At 55.7% G+C, this 17670-nt stretch carries 14 protein-coding genes and 2 pseudogenes; 15 read left to right on the plus strand and 1 reads right to left on the minus strand.

The features are described from left to right. Positions 1-85: 85 nt before the first annotated feature. From ACFPQ4_RS06155 to ACFPQ4_RS06195, 9 genes and pseudogenes are all read left to right on the plus strand, one after another. Positions 86-276: pseudogene (locus tag ACFPQ4_RS06155) on the plus strand (MFS transporter); the annotation flags it as partial. Positions 277-534: 258 nt separating this feature from the next. Then, positions 535-1419: pseudogene (gene rpoD, locus ACFPQ4_RS06160) on the plus strand (RNA polymerase sigma factor RpoD); the annotation flags it as partial. A gap of 9 nt (positions 1420-1428) precedes the next feature. After that, entirely contained in the window at positions 1429-3354 is a 1926-nt protein-coding gene (locus ACFPQ4_RS06165; RefSeq protein ID WP_378110907.1) for an ABC-F family ATP-binding cassette domain-containing protein, read from the plus strand. Between the two features lie 89 nt (positions 3355-3443). Next, entirely contained in the window at positions 3444-3854 is a 411-nt protein-coding gene (locus ACFPQ4_RS06170; RefSeq protein ID WP_378110908.1) for a TFIIB-type zinc ribbon-containing protein, read from the plus strand. 480 nt (positions 3855-4334) lie between these two features. Continuing rightward, positions 4335-4739, plus strand: a complete 405-nt coding sequence (locus ACFPQ4_RS06175; RefSeq protein ID WP_378110909.1) for a hypothetical protein — start codon at positions 4335-4337, stop codon at positions 4737-4739. A gap of 98 nt (positions 4740-4837) precedes the next feature. Continuing rightward, the gene (locus ACFPQ4_RS06180) at positions 4838-5671 is read left to right on the plus strand and encodes an ABC transporter ATP-binding protein (protein ID WP_378110910.1); all 834 of its coding nucleotides are present in this window, start codon (positions 4838-4840) and stop codon (positions 5669-5671) included. A gap of 140 nt (positions 5672-5811) precedes the next feature. Next, positions 5812-6771 (plus strand): AAA family ATPase, encoded by a 960-nt coding sequence (locus tag ACFPQ4_RS06185; protein WP_378110911.1) that lies wholly within the window; start codon positions 5812-5814, stop codon positions 6769-6771. A 4-nt stretch (positions 6772-6775) separates the two neighbouring features. Further along, positions 6776-7873: a DUF58 domain-containing protein gene (locus ACFPQ4_RS06190; protein ID WP_378110912.1), complete on the plus strand. Its 1098-nt coding sequence runs from the start codon at positions 6776-6778 to the stop codon at positions 7871-7873. A 1-nt stretch (position 7874) separates the two neighbouring features. Continuing rightward, positions 7875-9155 (plus strand): hypothetical protein, encoded by a 1281-nt coding sequence (locus ACFPQ4_RS06195; protein ID WP_378110913.1) that lies wholly within the window; start codon positions 7875-7877, stop codon positions 9153-9155. Between the two features lie 71 nt (positions 9156-9226). Here the strand turns inward: ACFPQ4_RS06195 and ACFPQ4_RS06200 are convergent, their stop codons facing one another. Beyond that, positions 9227-10228 (minus strand): polysaccharide deacetylase family protein, encoded by a 1002-nt coding sequence (locus ACFPQ4_RS06200; protein ID WP_378110914.1) that lies wholly within the window; start codon positions 10226-10228, stop codon positions 9227-9229. Positions 10229-10491: 263 nt separating this feature from the next. Between ACFPQ4_RS06200 and ACFPQ4_RS06205 the strand changes: the two genes are divergently transcribed. From ACFPQ4_RS06205 to ACFPQ4_RS06230, 6 genes are all read left to right on the plus strand, one after another. Next, positions 10492-10782, plus strand: a complete 291-nt coding sequence (locus ACFPQ4_RS06205) for a DUF6509 family protein (RefSeq protein WP_378110963.1) — start codon at positions 10492-10494, stop codon at positions 10780-10782. 65 nt (positions 10783-10847) lie between these two features. Continuing rightward, positions 10848-12596 (plus strand): ABC transporter ATP-binding protein, encoded by a 1749-nt coding sequence (locus tag ACFPQ4_RS06210; RefSeq protein WP_378110915.1) that lies wholly within the window; start codon positions 10848-10850, stop codon positions 12594-12596. Beyond that, complete coding sequence (locus ACFPQ4_RS06215; protein WP_378110916.1) at positions 12593-14341, plus strand: ABC transporter ATP-binding protein; 1749 nt, start codon at positions 12593-12595, stop codon at positions 14339-14341. The genes ACFPQ4_RS06210 and ACFPQ4_RS06215 overlap by 4 nt, the downstream gene beginning before the upstream one ends. A gap of 454 nt (positions 14342-14795) precedes the next feature. Then, positions 14796-15536, plus strand: coding sequence for a stalk domain-containing protein (locus tag ACFPQ4_RS06220; protein ID WP_378110917.1), 741 nt, complete (start codon positions 14796-14798; stop codon positions 15534-15536). An 81-nt stretch (positions 15537-15617) separates the two neighbouring features. Then, positions 15618-16265 (plus strand): hypothetical protein, encoded by a 648-nt coding sequence (locus ACFPQ4_RS06225; RefSeq protein ID WP_378110918.1) that lies wholly within the window; start codon positions 15618-15620, stop codon positions 16263-16265. A 29-nt stretch (positions 16266-16294) separates the two neighbouring features. After that, positions 16295-17659 (plus strand): hypothetical protein, encoded by a 1365-nt coding sequence (locus tag ACFPQ4_RS06230; protein WP_378110919.1) that lies wholly within the window; start codon positions 16295-16297, stop codon positions 17657-17659. The last annotated feature ends 11 nt before the right edge of the window (positions 17660-17670 follow it).

A 17670-nucleotide genomic window follows, 5' to 3' on the forward strand; every position in this document is an offset into this window, starting at 1 on the left:
GACGGGACGGGCTCAAGTCAACACGATCAATGAACCCAATGAATCCGGCAACGAACTATCGGCCTCGGAACAACAACTCAAGCATATCATTATCGGGGATATTTTCACGGGCAAAGAACGCGCGAAGTGGCAGGGGATATTCGGCGGCTTGTTCGGTTTATCTTCCGTTCTAGGGCCGCAAATCGGCGGCTGGATCGTCGACCATACGACGTGGCACTGGGTGTCTACATTAACCTGCCGATAGGCCTACTCGCGACCGTGTTTATTTCGATAGGTCAGCGGGCATAGGTTGCAACTCCTTTTGTCCATCATACGTATAATTAGAAAAACCTTCTTGCCGGCTTCAGCAAGAAGGTTTTGGTAGTTGATAATCATTCTAAAATTTGATAAAATGGCGGATAGCGACGAAAAGTCGCGCGCGAGAGTAAACATATCTTTCTTCAATATATCATAATTTCTTCGATGCGTCAATGGGCGGAACGCGGCAAGCCGCCTCGGGGATCAAGATCTAGGAGGGGTTGCAGGATGACGTACGAGCGCAACGACGAGCACGAACTGAACGATGAAGACCTAAGATGGCTCCCAGGAGTTAAGATCGACGACCCCGTTAGAATGTATTTAAAAGAAATCGGTCGCGTCCAACTGCTGTCCGGGGAAGATGAAGTCGAGCTCGCTATCCGGATCGAGCAAGGCGACGAAGAAGCGAAGCGCAGACTCGCGGAAGCGAACCTGCGTCTTGTCGTCAGCATCGCCAGAAGGTACGTCGGACGGGGCATGCTATTCCTGGATTTGATTCAGGAAGGAAACATGGGCCTTATTAAAGCCGTGGAAAAATTCGATCATCGCAAAGGCTTTAAATTCAGTACGTACGCGACGTGGTGGATTCGCCAAGCGATTACGCGGAGTATTGCGGACCATGGACGGACGATCCGTATTCCCGTTCATATGGTAGAGACGATCAACAAATTCATCCGCATCTCCCGGCAGCTGCTGCAGGAACTCGGCCGCGAGCCGACTCCGGAAGAAGTCGCCAAGGAGATGGATCTTCCGCTCGATAAAATCCGGGAGATCATGAAAATTTCGCAGGAACCGGTGTCGCTCGAGACGCCGATCGGAGAAGAGAACGATTCGAAGCTCGGAGAGTTCATCGAGGATCGCGATGCGCTGGAGCCGGCCGACGCGGCCGCGTTCGAGCTGATGCGCGAGCAGCTGGAAGACGTGCTCGAGACGCTCACGGAGCGCGAAGAAAGCGTGCTTCGGCTGCGGTTCGGGCTGGACGACGGCCGTTCCCGCACGTTAGAGGAAGTCGGCCAGGCTTTCGGCGTAACGCGCGAGCGGATTAGGCAGATCGAGGCGAAGGCGCTACGGAAGCTCAGACATCCGAGCAGAAGCAAGCGGTTGAAGGACTTCCTGGAGTGAGGGCTGAACATGCATTTATTGTCCGTTGAACGGGTTTCAAAAAGTTTCAGCGAAAAAATATTGTTCGAAAACGTGACGTTCGGCGTGGAGTCGGGCGACAAAATCGGCATTATCGGCGTTAACGGCACGGGTAAATCCACGTTGCTGAAAGTCATCGCGGGGATCGAGCCCGCGGATTCCGGCACCGTATCCATGGGGAGATCGGTGAAGCTGCGCATGCTGGCGCAAGACCCGGCGTTCGCGCTTAACGAGACGGCGCTGGAGCATGTGCTGGGCGGAGACTCTCCGCAGCTGCGGGCGGTTAGAGAACTCGCCGACGTAACGGCGGCGCTCGAATCGAACGCGGGCGATGCGGCGTTGCAACAACGACTAATCTCGGCGAATCAGCGGATGGACGAGCTGGACGCTTGGCAGATGGAGAGCGAAGCGAAGGCCGCGTTATCGAAGCTTGGCATTCATCAATACGACGAGCTCGTGTCGACGTTCTCCGGCGGTCAGCGCAAGCGCGTCGCGATGGCCGCGGCGTTGCTGCAGCCTTCGGACATCCTCATTTTGGACGAGCCTACGAACCATATCGATAACGATTCGGTCGCGTGGCTCGAAGGCATGCTGCAAAAACGCAAAGGCGCGCTGCTCATGATTACGCATGATCGGTATTTTCTCGACCGCGTCAGCAATCGGGTCATTGAACTGGATCAAGGGCGCGCATACTTCTATGAGGCGAACTATAGCCGGTTTCTGGAGCTGAAGCTGGAGCGGGAAGAACGCGAGTCGGCTTCGGAAGCGAAGCGGCAAAACCTGCTGCGCAATGAGCTGGCATGGATTCGCCGCGGCGCGCAGGCGCGCTCGACGAAGCAGAAGGCTCGCATCGACCGGTTCGAGGCGCTGAAGGCGCAGACGCCTAAGCAAGCGGCGGGCAAGCTGGACGTGTCCGTGTCGTCCACTCGGCTGGGCAAGAAGATACTCGAAGCGGAGCATTTGATGAAAAGTCTCGGCGGTCGCGCGTTGATCCGGGACTTTAACTATATCGCGGTGCCCGAAGACCGCGTCGGCATCGTCGGGCCTAACGGCAGCGGCAAGTCGACGTTATTGAAGCTGATCGCGGGCAAGCTTGTTCCGGACGCCGGTCGCGTCGAGCTTGGGCCGACCGTCAATCTGGGCTGGTTCAGCCAAGAGCACGAAGAGATGAACGAATCGCTGCGGGTCATGGAGTATATTCGCGAAAGCGCCGATCAGGTCAAGATCGCGGACGGCTCGACGATTTCGGCGGGCCAGATGCTGGAGCGTTTTCTTTTCCCGCCGAATACGCATTGGGCGGTCATCTCCAAGCTGTCGGGCGGCGAGAAACGCCGGCTACAGCTGCTTCGGGTGCTTATGGGCGCTCCCAACGTTCTGCTGTTGGACGAGCCGACGAACGATCTCGATATATCGACGCTTTCGGTGCTCGAAGATTATTTGGACGATTTTCCGGGTGTCGTCTTAACAGTATCGCATGATCGCTACTTCCTGGATCGCACGGTGGATCGGATTTTGGCGTTCGAGGGCGATGGCGTCATTACGCAGCACGAAGGCAACTATTCCGAGTACCGCGAGCGCGAGGCGGCTAGAGAGAAGGCTGAAGTTGCGGCAGCGGCTGCGGCCTCGGCTGCTAAGCCCGCGGCAAACGTTCCACGTACGGACGGTAAGGAGCGCGCGCTCAAAATGTCGTTCAAGGAGCAACGGGATTACGAGCAGATCGACGGTTGGATCGCCGAGACGGAAGAGGCGCTGAAGGGCGTGGCTCAGCGGATGGAGGAAGCAAGCAGCGACTCCGTTAGGCTGCAACAGCTGTCTTCCGAGCAAGAGCAGCTCGAAGCGAAGCTGGATCAGCTATTGGAGCGTTGGACCGAACTGAACGAACTTGCGGAACTCATCGCGGCGAACAAGAAGCAATGACGCGTAAGAGCGCGGCTTGGTGAAACCGCGTGACGCCTCCCCCGTACTAGATAGGGAAACCTATTTGGATAAGGGAGGCAACGTTCGTTATGAATTGTCCGGTTTGCGAAGGTACTCGCATGAGAGAAGTCGAGAAGAACGGTATTCTCATCGATATATGCCCGTCCTGCAAAGGAGTATGGCTCGATCGGGGAGAGTTGGACAAGCTGATGCAAGGCGTACAGGAAGTTCGCCAGGATTATAATCAATGGTACTACGGCGATGACGACGATGATGACGACGATGATCGGCACAAGCGGCGTTACCCGCAACAGCAACAGCCGTATCCGCCTCAACAACAGCAATATCAATCGCCGCAGCAACCATATCCTCCGCAACAACAACCGTATCCGCCACAACAGCGCCAACCGCACTATGATGACAAGCACGCGCAATACCCGCACAAGAAGAAAAAGAAAAGCGTAATGGACGTCTTCGGCGACTTGTTCGGCGGGGACTGATAGCGAAATAGGACTTGCGAGCTCCGGCCTTGTGCCGGGGCTTTTTGTGTGTGGGGGCGCGCGTCCGGCGCTGTTGTAGCGGTGCCATGCGAGGCTAGAGCGTGGAAAGTAACTCCGCCGCCGTTGTAACGTTGCCACACGAGGTTAGAGCGCGTAAAGTGACTCCGCCGCAGCTGTAACGTTGCCACACGAGATTAGAGCGCCGAAAGTGACTCTGCCGCAGCTGTAACGTTGCCAGGCGAGGTTAGAGCGCGTAAAGTGACACCGCCGCAGCTGTAACGTTGCCTCGTGAGGTTCGAGCGCGTAAAGTGACACCGCCGCAGCTGTAACGTTGCCTCGTGAGGTTCGAGCGTAAAGTGACTCTGCCGCTGCTGTAACGTTGCCAGGCGAGGTTAGAGCGCCGGAAGTGACACCGCCGCAGCTGTAACGTTGCCTCGTGAGGTTGGAGCGTGGGAGCCCGCGAGCGAGAGCGATGTAACCGTGGAAATCGAGGTTGGAGCGCTGGAGCCCACGAGCGAGAGCGATGTAACCGTGGAAATCCAGGTTGGAGCGTGGGAGCCCGTGAGCGCGAGTGCTGTAACCGTGGAAATCGAGGTTGGAGCGTGGGAGCCCGCGAGCGAGAGCGATGTAACCGTGGAAATCGAGGTTGGAGCGTGGGAGCCCGCGAGCGAGAGCGATGTAACCGTGGAAATCGAGGTTGGAGCGTGGGAGCCCACGAGTGAGAGCGATGTAACTTTGGAAATAAGGAACATCACCGCTACTGTAAAGTTTCCTCGTGAGGTTAGGGTGCATCATATAGTTACTGAGGCCAAGTTGGCACGAGCAACCCACATTTTAAGCATTGACATTGATAATGAGAACCATTATCATTACACAAGACGATAAGGTACGGATGTACTTATAAGATAAGACGAATGTACGAGTATGACACTATGCTACTGTATGAATACATACTATACCGCTTACGAAAGAAGGATGAGGATATGTCTCGGTTGCGCACAACGGATCTATCCCTGGGATACGGCAACAGACAGATCGTGAAACTGCTGAACGTCGAAGTGCCGGACGGCCAAATTACGGCGCTCGTCGGGGCGAACGGCTCCGGCAAATCGACGATATTGAAGTCGATGGCTCGTATTTTGAACCCGGTGAACGGCGGGGTGTTCTTGGACGGCAAGCTGATTCATCGCCAGCCGACGAAGGAAGTCGCGAAGCAGCTGGCGATTTTGCCGCAAAATCCGACGTCCCCGGAGGGGCTGACGGTACGCGAGCTCGTGTCCTTCGGCCGCTATCCGCATCAGAAGGGCTTCGGCAACTTGTCCGCGGAAGATAACCGCATGATCGATTGGGCGCTGCATGCGACCAACATGGCCGAATTCAGCGATCGCTCGGTCGACCAGCTGTCCGGCGGTCAGCGTCAGCGGGCATGGATCGCGATGTCGCTCGCGCAGGGCACGGACGTCCTGCTATTGGATGAGCCGACTACGTTCCTCGATATGGCGCATCAGATCGAAGTCATGTCCTTACTGGAGAAGCTGAACCGCGAGCAGCATCGCACGATCATTATGGTCGTGCACGACTTGAATCACGCCGCGAGATACGCGCAGCATTTGATCGCGTTGAAGCAGGGTACCGTGTTATACGAGGGCAACCCGCAAAAAGTCATGACGAGCCAGATGCTGCGGGACGTATTCGGCATCGACGCCGACGTTATACCCGACCCTCGCACGGGCGCGCCGCTTTGCCTGCCCTACGGGCTTGCGGAGGAGCCCGCAACGCCCGCCCTGGCGCCGGAACGCGAAAAAGTGCTAGCCTAGCTATTACCGGCATACATCACGCCGCATACCTCCCGGCATCCGATGTGAGCATTCCCGAAAAAGATAGGACCTCTATACAATTTACGCTCTCCCCCACCATTGTTAAAATGTAGAAAATGGGGGGAGGGCTTTTTTGTATTATGGAAAAGAATGCGCAACATGAACTTTCAGCGGTTATCGCTAACGTAAATAAAGTCGTCGTAGGCAAGGAACACGTATTGGAGCAACTGTTGATCGCGCTTCTTGCATCCGGTCACATTATTCTCGAGGACGTCCCGGGTACGGGCAAAACATTGCTAGCCAAAACATTAGCCAAAACGCTCGATTGCGAGGTTCGACGGATTCAATTCACGGCGGACCTATTGCCATCGGACGTGACGGGCATTAACTTCTATAATCAGCAGACGGGCAGCTTCGAGCTGCGGCGCGGTCCGGCTTTTACGAACGTGCTGCTAGCCGACGAACTGAACCGGGCTACGCCGCGCACCCAGTCCAGCTTGCTGGAGTGCATGGAGGAGCGGCAAGTCACGATCGACGGCCGGACGCACGCGCTCGAAGCGCCGTTCCTCGTAATCGCGACGCAAAACCCGATCGACAACCACGGTACGTTCCCGCTGCCGGAAGCTCAGCTCGACCGCTTCATGTTGAACGTGTCGATGGGTTATCCTTCCGTAACCGAGGAGCAAGCGATCCTCAGACGGTTTACGACGAGCGATCCGCTGGCGCAATTGCAACCGGTCATCGGCAAATCGGAAATCGCGCAGCTGCAACGTCACGTGTCTACCGTCTACGTAAGCGACGAGCTCGTGCAATACATACTGGCGATCGTGACGGCTACGAGGAAGCATCCGGACATCGCGTACGGCGTAAGCCCGCGGGGCAGCTTGCAGCTCATCAAGGCGGCACAGGCCAGAGCGGTCATTCGAGGCAGGGACTACGTCATTCCCGACGACGTCAAGGCGTTGGTCGGTCCCGTGTTCGCGCACCGGATCGTCCTTCGCGATACGTTCCGAGGGGAAGCTGCGCGGACGCACCAGCTGTTGGAGCACCTGCTCGCGGACATCGCCGTGCCGACGGAGTCGGCCATAGGGTCGAAATAATCCGATGACGGTCATCTTATGGATCGTCATCGTTCTGTTGCTTCTTTATCAATTGCAGAGAGTCGTCTACCGTCGCTTCGGCATGCGGTCCGTTACTTATGACCGCTCGTTTAGCGCCGAGAAGCTCTTCGCGGGCCAGACGGTATGGCTGAGCGAGACGATCGCCAACCGCAAGCGCCTTCCGTTGCCTTGGCTGCGGGTCGAGACGCTTATGCCTGCTCAGCTTGTTTTCATCAACAAAGAAACCGACCTGTCCATCAACCGGGGAGACCAGCTGCAAAACCACGCCAGCCTGTTCAGCATTCCGTCGTATACGGAAATCGTGCGCAAGCATGAGGTGTTATGTCCGGAAAGAGGCTGCTACAGCGTATCGAGCTATTCGATTTCCTTGGGCGATCTGGTCGGCTTGTCGGTCAAGTCGGAAGCGCGGGCGCCATCCGTCAGCGAGATCGTCGTTTTTCCCAAAGTAATGGACTTCAAGGATTTGCCGCTCTCCGCCCGCAAATACGTCTATAGCATCCGCAGCATGCTCTCGCCGATCCGGGAGGATCACTATCACGTGGCCGGCGTACGCCCGTATCGTGACGGGGATTCGTTCCGTCTGATCAACTGGAACGCGACGGCAAAGACCGGAGAACTGCTCGTCCATAAGAGAGAAAGCATGTGCGACAACGACCTGCACCTGCTCGTCAACGCGGAGCTGCTCGATCAGGCGAATAACCGGCGGGTGACGAAGGAGCAATTCGAGCGTGCGCTTAGCTATGCCGCTTCGGCTGCGCATTATATTATCGCGGGAGGCGGCAAGGCTGGATTAATCTACAACGGGACGGTCGTCGGCCATGGGGAGACGGTGTATCGGCTACCGGCCAAAGCAGGTGCGGCGCATCTCGATACCCTCATGGAAGCATTGGCGCGAATCGAGCCGGTGACGAGGCTCGGGATGTCCTATTTGCTGGAACAACTCATTGCCGAGCGTACGCGGGGGCTGAACTTCTTGTATATTACCGGGTTCATCGACGCGGCGCAGGAAGAACTCGTTCAGCGGCTGCGTCAATGCGGCAACGCGGTCGAAGTGATGCTGCTGTATAAGGAGGCTGCCTAACATGAAAGGCACACCTGCTTGGCCGATAGCGGCGGCAAGGCTGGCGGGAAGGCTTCTGTTCGAGCTGATGCTCTGGCTTCCGGCATGGCTCATCCTCATGTTGCTCTATGAACCGGATATGAAGCTTAAGTCGCTGGCAGCGGCTGTATGCTGCATGTTCGTAGGTTATTTGTTCGCTCATATGCGGCCGCCTTGGCGACTGATTGCGATTTTGGTCGTCATGCTCGGCTTAGTTGCGGGGACGACGGGCATCGACCCGCACTATGCGTGGATCGGCGTATGGCTGGCAGCCGTCACATGGCGTGGTCAATACGGGAACACGGGTCCTCCGCATTACGCGCTCGCTTTCTTGGTAGCCACCATTGGCGTTCTTGTCGCCTCGAACGTGGACAAGGCATCGCAATATCGGATTTATCTAATCGTTATTGCGATCGGTTGGATTATCGCTTACTTCGTTTCGTTAAACCGCTACTTCGTGAACGAGGCCGGATTGTATAGTTCGATCGCCACCCGGGCAGTTCGCAAAGATAGCCGCAAGTATGCGCTCCTATTCCTTGCGGTAGCGCTAGTTCTATTCGGAGTGACGTTAAGCTACGCGCTGCAATGGCTCAAGCTCCCTCACGTGAAGATGAGCCTACCGCCGGGAGGAGCGCCAGAGCTGCCCGAGCCTCAGGAGACCGAACCGATCGAGATACTCCCGCACGAACCGTATCATCCGAATCCCATTTGGAATAAAATCGCGTGGATCGCGGGCGGACTCTCAATCCTCGTATTGGCATGGTTCGCACTATGGTTGTGGCGGGATAGAAAATGGACTTGGCAAGCGTGGAAAGATGCGCTGCGCAAATTGTTCATGCGCGACCGGAGGGACGAGAAGCTCCCTTACGTGGAAGAAAAACGAAGTCTGAAGAAGGCGAAGCGCAAGTCGCGTTGGGGAGAGCTGTTCCAGCGAGCTCCGCGCGGTCCCGATTGGAAGCGATTGAACAACGCGCAGAAGGTTCGGCGACTGTATGCGGACGCTATGGAGGCCGGCGTAACGGCAGGGTACGCCCACCAAGCGCACCATACGGCTTCGGAAGCTTTAGAAGGACTGGAGCAATGGCGAGAAGGGCAAGCGGACGCGCAACCGGCGAAAAAAGCCGCCTATTGGAGCTGGTTCGCGGGAATGCGCCAATCGTTGCTCCGTCTATACGAACAGGCGAGATACAGCCCTCATGCGGTCCGGGAGCAGGAGGTCGCGAGCTTGATCGAGCGGCATCCCGAACGGGACCGCATGGATTAAGCGCGGCTTCGTCTAACGCGCGCAAGCCCCTCCGCTGCATAAGGCGGAGGGGCTTGCTTTTCAATTAACAGTTATTTAACGACGGATTTATGCACTTGGCCGGCTTCGATCATCTCGTCCACGGTAACGAATTCGAAGCCTTTTTTCGTTAGATCGTCGATGATTAGCGGAAGCAGCTTCGTCGTATTTTCCAATGCGTTTTTGCGTCCGCCGAACGAATGCATGAGGATAATGGCTCCGGGACGGGTGTTGGCGAGCACGTTTTTGCGCATGAACGCGACGGGCGTACCGGCCCAATCTCGGGTATCTACCGTCCAATAGACGTGCAGCATGTCGCGTTCGTGCAGCGCGTCCAGTAAAGTGTCGGAGATGCTGCCATATGGAGCGCGCATGAGCTCGGGCGTAAATCCGGTTGCGTCGACGATCGCTTGCTGCGTCTTGTCGATCTGATCGGCGACTTGCTTGGCGGTAAGCTTCGATACGTCTTTATGAGACCAGGTATGATTGCCGATGCTATGTCCTTCATCCAAGATGCGCTTCGCGACCTTAGGATATTTGTTCACTTGAGGGCCGACTAGGAAAAATGTCGCCTTAACCCCGCGCTTCTTCAAAATATCGAGCACCTGGGGCGTGTATTTGCCGTCCGGACCGTCGTCGAACGTCAGCGCGACGAGCTTGCGCTTATCTTTGCCGCTAGACGTTGCTTTGTCCGGCGAAGGCGTTGGTGTTACTGGCGTGGCTGCGGGCTTCTCCGGCGTGACGACCGGCTTCTCGGGCGCAACTGTCGGAGCCTCGGGCGACGAAGTTGCCTCGGGACTTGGCGATGGCGCGGGCGCGCTAGGTTCCGGCGTTACCTCCGGCGGCATCGTAGGCTCAGCGGATGCCGATGCCGTTGGCGCCGGCGTCTCCAGCGCCGCAGCGGCGGCCTCCGAAAGGCCGCTATTTCCTAGCAGGCTTCCGCCCCATAGTTGAAGCGCCGTAAAGCCGCAGATCGCTGCCGCGAGCACGGCGACGGCGAACAGACGGTACCGTTTTGTACGGAATCGTGAGACTTGCTTTCGTGTTCCCCTCATAAATGGAGTCCTCCACTGTTCATCTTTCCAACAGATACGAGAGGCGGACGGGGATGATCTCGCCGGAGGGATCCCCACCCCTGGCCGCCGAGACCGATAATCGCTTTCTGTTCTTCTGGACATTAAATTAGACGAAGGACGCGGCAAAATGGTTTACGCTTTTTGTCGACTTTTGAAAGTTTATTTGTTCCAATAAACGGCGTGAGTCGTTTAGGCTTGTTCGTGTATAATAGGAACAGAGCTGGAGTGGAAGGATGAGGAAAATGCTTGCGATTACGGAATACAGCGTCGAATTGATTAAGGATCCGTTCGGGATCTTGTCGGGCAAGAGATACGAGTTCATTTTGGATTTGGACGTGCCCGAGGACGACGAGCTCCACTCGGAGCATGGCGTCTACGCGAAAGTCGTGTACAAGGCGGACGAGGAGCGTTCCGGCATTATAACGTGCGATCTATACGAGCGCACGACGCACAAATTTCTCGACATCGACGTCGAGGACGACGAAAAGGCGGAGTTCGCCGCGTTTTGCAAAGATAATTTGCCGGAAGACTAGAGAGCCGCGGGCGTTGCCCGAGGCTTTCTTGCCCTTAACCTATGGCGTTGGAGGTACGTGAGGACATGAGCTTCGTTAGGAGATTAGATTGGTTTTTCAAGCTAAGGTGGCGTACTTACGCCGTCGCAATCGCGTTAATGACGACCGTCAGCTTGCTCGCGACGATTCCGCCTAAGCTGATCGGAAATACGATCGACCATATTAGGAGCGGATCGCTCGTCGCTTCGGATCTGTATGCCACGGTCGGCTGGTTGGGCGGTCTCGCCATACTTCTATATGTATTAGTGTATTTCTGGATTACGACGCTGTTCGGAAATTCCGTGCTTCTGGAAAAGGTACTGCGGGGCAAGCTGCTCGCGCATTTAACGAAAATGTCGCCGTCGTTCTTCCAACGCAACAGCACCGGTCAGTTGATGGCGCTTGCGACTAACGATATTTTGGCGATCGGCAATACGTCCGGATACGGGGTAATGACGCTTGTGAACACGCTCGTCGGGGCTTCCGTCGTCATCGTAATGATGGTATCGTTCATCAGCTTCAAGCTGATGCTCGCCGCGTTAGTACCGTTGCCTTTCCTGGCGGTCGTCATCAGCAAGCTGGGCAATAAAGTCAGAGGCAGATTCATGGAAGCGCAAGCGGCTTTCGGGCGAATGAACGACCATGCGCTGGAATCGATTTCGGGCATTCGCGTCGTCCGCGCGTACGTGCAGGAAGAGAACGACTTGGCGGCTTTCGATCGCATCACGTCGCAAGTGCGGGACAAAAACCGCCGCGTATCGCTATTGAACGCTTTGTTCCAGCCGCTCATCTCGATTATCGTGGGCTTAAGCTTCTCGATCGGTATCGGCTACGGCGCGTACTTGGTGTACGAACATCAGATTACGATCGGCAAGCTGATCTCCTTCAATATTTACCTGGGCATGCTGATCTGGCCGATGATCTCCTTCGGAGAGTTCATTAACGTGCTCCAACGCGGGAGCGCCTCCGCTGAGCGTCTGGACGAGGCTTTGCAGCAACAGGCGGACGTCACGGACGCGAGCGATCCGGTTCCGGTCGAGGTGCCGGAGATCATCGAGATGAGGCGGCTTAGCTTCACGTATCCGTCGGCGGCACAGGCTAGCTTATCGGATGTCTCCTTCAAGCTGGAGCGGGGAGAGACGCTCGGGATCGTAGGCAAGACGGGCGGCGGCAAGAGCACGCTGCTGAAGCAGCTATTGAGGCAGTACCCGCTAGAGCAGGGGAAGTTGCTCGTCTCTGGGGTGCCGATAGAGAATATCGCGCTTGAGCGCGTGAAAAGCTGGGTAGCCTACGTGCCGCAGGAGCACTTGTTGCTGTCCAAGTCGATTCGGGACAACATAGCGCTCGGCAAGCCGGACGCGACGGACGAAGAAATCGCGCGCGCGGTCGAGATGGCCTCCTTCACGCAGGACATCGAACAGATGTCGGAAGGGCTTGGCACGATCGTCGGGGAGAACGGCGTCATGCTGTCCGGCGGTCAGAAGCAACGGCTAGCGATCGCACGCGCTCTCTTAATAGATTCGGAAATGTTATTGCTAGACGACTCGCTCTCGGCGGTCGACGCGCGAACGGAGAGCCGCATTATCCATAACATCCGCAAAGAGCGTTCTGGCAAAACGACGTTCATAACGACGCACCGGCTTTCCGCGGTCAGCCATGCCAACTGGATTCTTGTGCTCGATCAAGGGCGGGTCATCGAGGAAGGCACGCACGAGCAATTGATCCTGCGCGGTGGATGGTATAAGGAACAATGGGATCGTCAACAGATGGAAGCCAGCTTGGAGGAGGCGCTATGAACACTAAGCCATCATCGAATAGAAGGCTGTTAGCGTACGCGCTAGTGTATAAGTATCGCATTATTGCCGCGATCCTCATCCTTTGCTGCGCCGTCGTGGCCGAGCTGGGCGGTCCCTATATTATTAAGACGATTATCGACGGACACCTTTCGCTAGACGAGGGAGATATGACGCCCGTGCTTGCGCTGCTCGGCGGTTACTTGGGCTTGCTAGTTCTCGCGGGGGCGGCGAACTTCTCGCAATCTTACTTGCTGCAGTCGACCTCGCTGCAGATCATTAAGAACATGAGGATGGACCTGATGCGGCACGTTCAGCGCATCCCGATTCGCTACTTCGATAACACGCCGATCGGGCAGATCGTCTCGCGCATCGCCAACGACACGGAAGCGATTCGCGATCTGTTCATGAGCTTCATGGCGACGTTCATCGTTAGTATTTTGCAGCTGGCGGGTATTTACACCGCGCTGTTCATTCTCGATTATCGACTCGCGCTGTTTTGCTTGATTTTACCGCCGATCTTCGTACTCATTATGTACGTGCATCTGAAATATTCTAAAGGATATATCACCATTATGCGCGCGCGACTGAGCGACATGAACGCGACGATCAACGAATCGATCGCCGTTATGCCGATTGTACAAGCGTTCCGTCGGGAGAAGAAGACGCTCGAGGAATTCGAGGTGCTGAACGAGGACCGCTACGTTAACCAGGTGAAGCAGTTCCGCGTATTCTCGCTGTCCTCCCGCAACGCCGTCGGAACGATCGGCGCATTGGTGACGGCGATGGTCGTCTGGTATTTCGGCGGCAACGCGTTGGATGGCGCGATCCGCTTCGGAGTCTTTTATATTTTCATCGATTACTTGGGACGAATCTTCAATCCGATCATAGGCATCTTCGATCAGCTGACGAACGCGCAGCGGGCATTCGTGGCGGCGGACAAAGTGTTCGGGATCATGGACATGGAAGGCGTCGAGGTAGAGGACGCGAGCTCAGCTAAGAGGCCGGAAGGCGCGGTTAAGTTCGACAACGTGTCGTTCGGCTACAAAGACGGGGAGAACGTCTTGAAGGGCATCTCGTTCGAGGCGCGCAAAGGCGAAACGGTGGCGTTGGTCGGCCACACGGGTTCGGGCAAAAGCTCGATCATGAACCTGCTGCTCGGTTTCTACGAGCCGGGTGAGGGCGCGATTACGATCGACGGGCGCAACGTCGCGAACACGTCCAAGCAAGAGCTTCGCAAGCATATGGGAATCGTGCTGCAGGATCCGTTCCTGTTCGCGGGCGACATTAAGTTTAACGTGAGCTTGTACAATGAGCGCATCTCGCCGGAGCAGGTGAAGCAAGCGCTCCGCGACGTCGGCGCGTCGACGTTCGTCGAGCAGCTGCCCGGCGGTTACGACGAGCCGGTCGTCGAACGGGGGAGCACGCTGTCCGCCGGCCAACGCCAGCTCATCTCGTTCGCCCGCGCGCTCGCCTTCGACCCTGCGATCCTCATTCTCGACGAAGCTACCGCGAGCATCGACAGCGAGACCGAAGGACTTATCCAACGCGCGCTAAAGGTCGTCAGCGAAGGTCGCACGACGTTCGTCATCGCGCACCGGCTGTCCACGATCCGCGAGGCCGATCAAATTCTCGTGCTCCATCGCGGCGAGATCGTCGAGCGCGGCAACCACGATACGCTTATGGCGCTCGGCGGACGCTATTATAAGATGTACCAGTTGCAGAAGGGCGAGCGAGTGGCGGTGTAAGAGCCGCGGAGTCCCCGAATTTATCGCAATAGAGGCTGTTCCGAAAGTCATCGCAAGATGACTTTCGGAACAGCCTCTTTGTTTATTCCTATCGATTTTCGATTGTCTTTAACGAACCGGACACACAAGGCGTTATTCGACCGAATTACTTGTGTTTTCTCTAACTTGCGGTCTAACTTGCGGTCATAGGGGCCGTTATTGCGCTAAAACCCTTTGAAATAGCGGCGTTAGGTCCTGGATAAAGCTTCTGATGTCCGCAGCTTTTAATATTACGTTTACAAGGTGCGAATAGGGTCTTCTGTGTCCAGGCCGATAGAGAGTTGGACGTGGGAGAGGAGGAGAGCCCTTTTTTGACTTCAAAAGCGCTTGTGCATGTGGAATTATTTGCATGTTACAATTTCGATATTAATTGTAGTATTGGAAGAAATACACATTATATTTGAGGAGCTTAATAATGAAGAAATTACATTTAAAGAGTCTGGTTGTCGGATTAGTATTCGGAGTGATGCTTGCTAGTACGTCGGTGGCGTTCGCGAGCGGTAAAATATCCGCCGTATATTCGGAAATGAAGCTGCTGGTGAACGGACAAGCCAAGTCGCTGAAGACGAAACCGGTCACGATCAATAAAACGGATTACGTGTCCTTGAATGAAATCTCGACGCTGCTAGGCTATACGGCGCAATATAACGATAAGACCAAAACCTATACGATATCGAACAAAAGCTCCGTTCCCGCCAAGGAAGCCGGAGTCGGTAACGTTAAAGGGGCAATCACCTGGCAGTACAACGATTTCGTCGGAACGAAAGCCGATGTCGGGGCCAAAGTGTTCTTGATACCGACTAGCTTCGATAAGAAGAGTATAACGGCAGATGAAAGCAATCTTTACTCCATGATCGGAGCGGTACCGAAAGGCTCGGGCCTGCAGTTCGTTAAAGTAAACGGCTTCGGACAATACGAACTGAACGATATTCCTGCAGGCAAATACTATATCGTCATCTCGTCCAAGAACACGACAAGGAACTCGGACGAGGACTTAAGCGACTATGTCGTATCGACATTGAAGCCGTTGTTCGCGGATTGGGATACGTTCGTGTTGTTCAATCTGAAGCTGACTAATCACGAAGTCCGGGAAATCGAGATCAAGAAAGGGAAGACGCTAGACGTCTCTTACGACTTCGGGAACACTTATTATTAAAATCCACTAAAGCCGCTCCGCATAACGTGGAGTGGCTTTATAATATAGTTCAATGAGATTGGGAAAAGAAGGGTGAATCGAGTGAGCCTGACTTCCGCAACTGCGAAGAATAAAAAGATCATTACGCTTCTCGCTGTCGTCATCGTCTGTCTAGCCGTCGCGGTGCTAGCGCTGCTGGGAGACAAGCTCGGTTGGTACGATTCCGGATCATCTGCTTCGGGTCCGAAGTACGGATACAAAGTGGGCAAATTCACTAAGGAAGATTTGGCTTTCTACGACACGGAATCTCGCGGCAAGATCTATTTGGGCATGACTAAGGAAGAAGCGGAACGAGTTGTCGGGAAGCCGAATGGAGGTGTACTCGTTCCGGGCATGTTCGAATACGCGGGCGGCATCAGGATCTACTATCGCGAGGACCATATCGCGGGCATGCAAGTCATAAATTCGGATCGATATGTTACGATGAGAAATATCGGAATCCATAGCGCGGACGACGAGATTATTCGGGCTTACGGGAAATCCCAAGCGCCACCCGGAATGGATCCCGACACGTATACGTTCAGGGATTATTATTTTACGCCGAAGGGCGGTAAAGCTTATGAGATCCTCGAAAACACCGACGACAGAAACCTTGCGAATACCGACAAGCTCATCATATCGTTCGGGCTCCAGAGCGATAGTAAGATGATACTCATAAGCGATCTGAAGTTCGCCCAGAATTTGAGCTAGCATCGCGGAACCAGCGAAGGGGAATCAACATGTTATCGACATTCAGAAAAGCCCCGGATCTTGCGATCATATTCGCGCTTGCCGCGATATACATCGTGACTGCGCTCACGCACTGGGATCCGTTGTTTTGGGCGACCGGAGGCCTCGTGCTGCTCTCGATCGCCGTTATGACGCCTAAGCTGAGAGGCATGACGCTATGGCTCACCGTTGCGTTCATGGTCATCGGTTCGTTATTGCTGATTACTCAGCGGGCCGATGCGCGAACGTGGTTCGACGCGGCCGGCGTTAACGCCACGATCGTTACGTTGTTCGTCTTCGCGCCCTTGTTCGGTATTCCGGTAAGAATTCCGGCTTACATCGAAGCGTTAAGGCGATTCTACGAAACGAGCCTGCGGAGCGGGATTTTGATGTTCTTCGGCACGCAGCTGCTCACGATGATCATGGGCGTGTTCATCAACGTGGGATCGGTTCCGGTTGTCTATAACTTGGCGTTCGTTAAGCCGCGTCCGGGCTTGTCGCCGTTTCTCGCCAATGCGCTTAACCGCGGGTTCGCCGGAGCGATCCTATGGTCGCCGTATTTTGCGGCGATGGCGCTCATTACTTCCGCGCTGTCGGTTAGCTGGTCGGCGCTGCTCCCGTATACGCTCGCATTGTCGGCGTTTACCCTTCTGGTCAGCTTGGCCGTAGACTGGCGGGGGTTGCGCGCAACCGAAGCACGAAGCGAAGGTAAGACTGTGGCGAGAGAAGACGCGATACCTCCCAAGGCGTCGTTCCCGGCGGGCCTAAGCATGTACTTAGGATCGGCAATCGTCGCGGTCTTGGCACTTGAGCGATTGTTCGAATTGCCGATGCTCCTCATCACCTGTATGGCCGCAGTCCTCTTCCCGCTTGGTTGGTGCATGGCGAAGAACGCTATGGCAACCTACCGGCAAGGGCTGGCGAACCACGTGACCGTTACGTTGCCCGCGTTGAAGAAAGAGATCGCGCTGTTCTTGGCGGCAGGATTTTTCAGCGGGTCCATCGGTTCCACCGGGTTCGGCGAATCTATCCCGAAGCTGCTGGATCGAATCCCGCTGCCGATCGACGTAACGTTCTCCGCTTTAACGGTTATTCTCATCGTCGCGACTTCGATGATCGCTCTTCATCCGATCGTCCTCGTCACCGTGCTCGCCAATGGAATAGACCCGGCTTCCGTCGGGCTCACGCCGGTATTGCTTGCCGTGCTGCTTCTGGGCAGCTGGGGGGCGTCCAATTCCGTGTCTCCGGCTTCCGCCGTCAACAATTTGCTGGCGGGGCTATTCAAGAAGCCGGTGTTCGAGCTCGCGAGGGCGAATTACAAATTCGCCTTGTGCATGGCGATCGTCCTGCCTCTGTACTTGCTGGCGGTCAAATAGGGCAACAAGCA

Origin of the sequence: Cohnella yongneupensis, assembly GCF_042655785.1 — a bacterium.
Lineage (GTDB): Bacteria > Bacillota > Bacilli > Paenibacillales > Paenibacillaceae > Cohnella > Cohnella yongneupensis.

Coding starts and splice junctions, on each gene's coding strand:
- ACFPQ4_RS06165 (WP_378110907.1), top strand. CDS start 1,429: ATGCATTTATTGTCCGTTGAACGGGTTTCAAAAAGTTTCAGCGAAAAA.
- ACFPQ4_RS06170 (WP_378110908.1), top strand. CDS start 3,444: ATGAATTGTCCGGTTTGCGAAGGTACTCGCATGAGAGAAGTCGAGAAG.
- ACFPQ4_RS06180 (WP_378110910.1), top strand. CDS start 4,838: ATGTCTCGGTTGCGCACAACGGATCTATCCCTGGGATACGGCAACAGA.
- ACFPQ4_RS06185 (WP_378110911.1), top strand. CDS start 5,812: ATGGAAAAGAATGCGCAACATGAACTTTCAGCGGTTATCGCTAACGTA.
- ACFPQ4_RS06190 (WP_378110912.1), top strand. CDS start 6,776: ATGACGGTCATCTTATGGATCGTCATCGTTCTGTTGCTTCTTTATCAA.
- ACFPQ4_RS06195 (WP_378110913.1), top strand. CDS start 7,875: ATGAAAGGCACACCTGCTTGGCCGATAGCGGCGGCAAGGCTGGCGGGA.
- ACFPQ4_RS06200 (WP_378110914.1), bottom strand. CDS start 10,228: ATGAGGGGAACACGAAAGCAAGTCTCACGATTCCGTACAAAACGGTAC.
- ACFPQ4_RS06205 (WP_378110963.1), top strand. CDS start 10,492: ATGCTTGCGATTACGGAATACAGCGTCGAATTGATTAAGGATCCGTTC.
- ACFPQ4_RS06210 (WP_378110915.1), top strand. CDS start 10,848: ATGAGCTTCGTTAGGAGATTAGATTGGTTTTTCAAGCTAAGGTGGCGT.
- ACFPQ4_RS06215 (WP_378110916.1), top strand. CDS start 12,593: ATGAACACTAAGCCATCATCGAATAGAAGGCTGTTAGCGTACGCGCTA.
- ACFPQ4_RS06220 (WP_378110917.1), top strand. CDS start 14,796: ATGAAGAAATTACATTTAAAGAGTCTGGTTGTCGGATTAGTATTCGGA.
- ACFPQ4_RS06230 (WP_378110919.1), top strand. CDS start 16,295: ATGTTATCGACATTCAGAAAAGCCCCGGATCTTGCGATCATATTCGCG.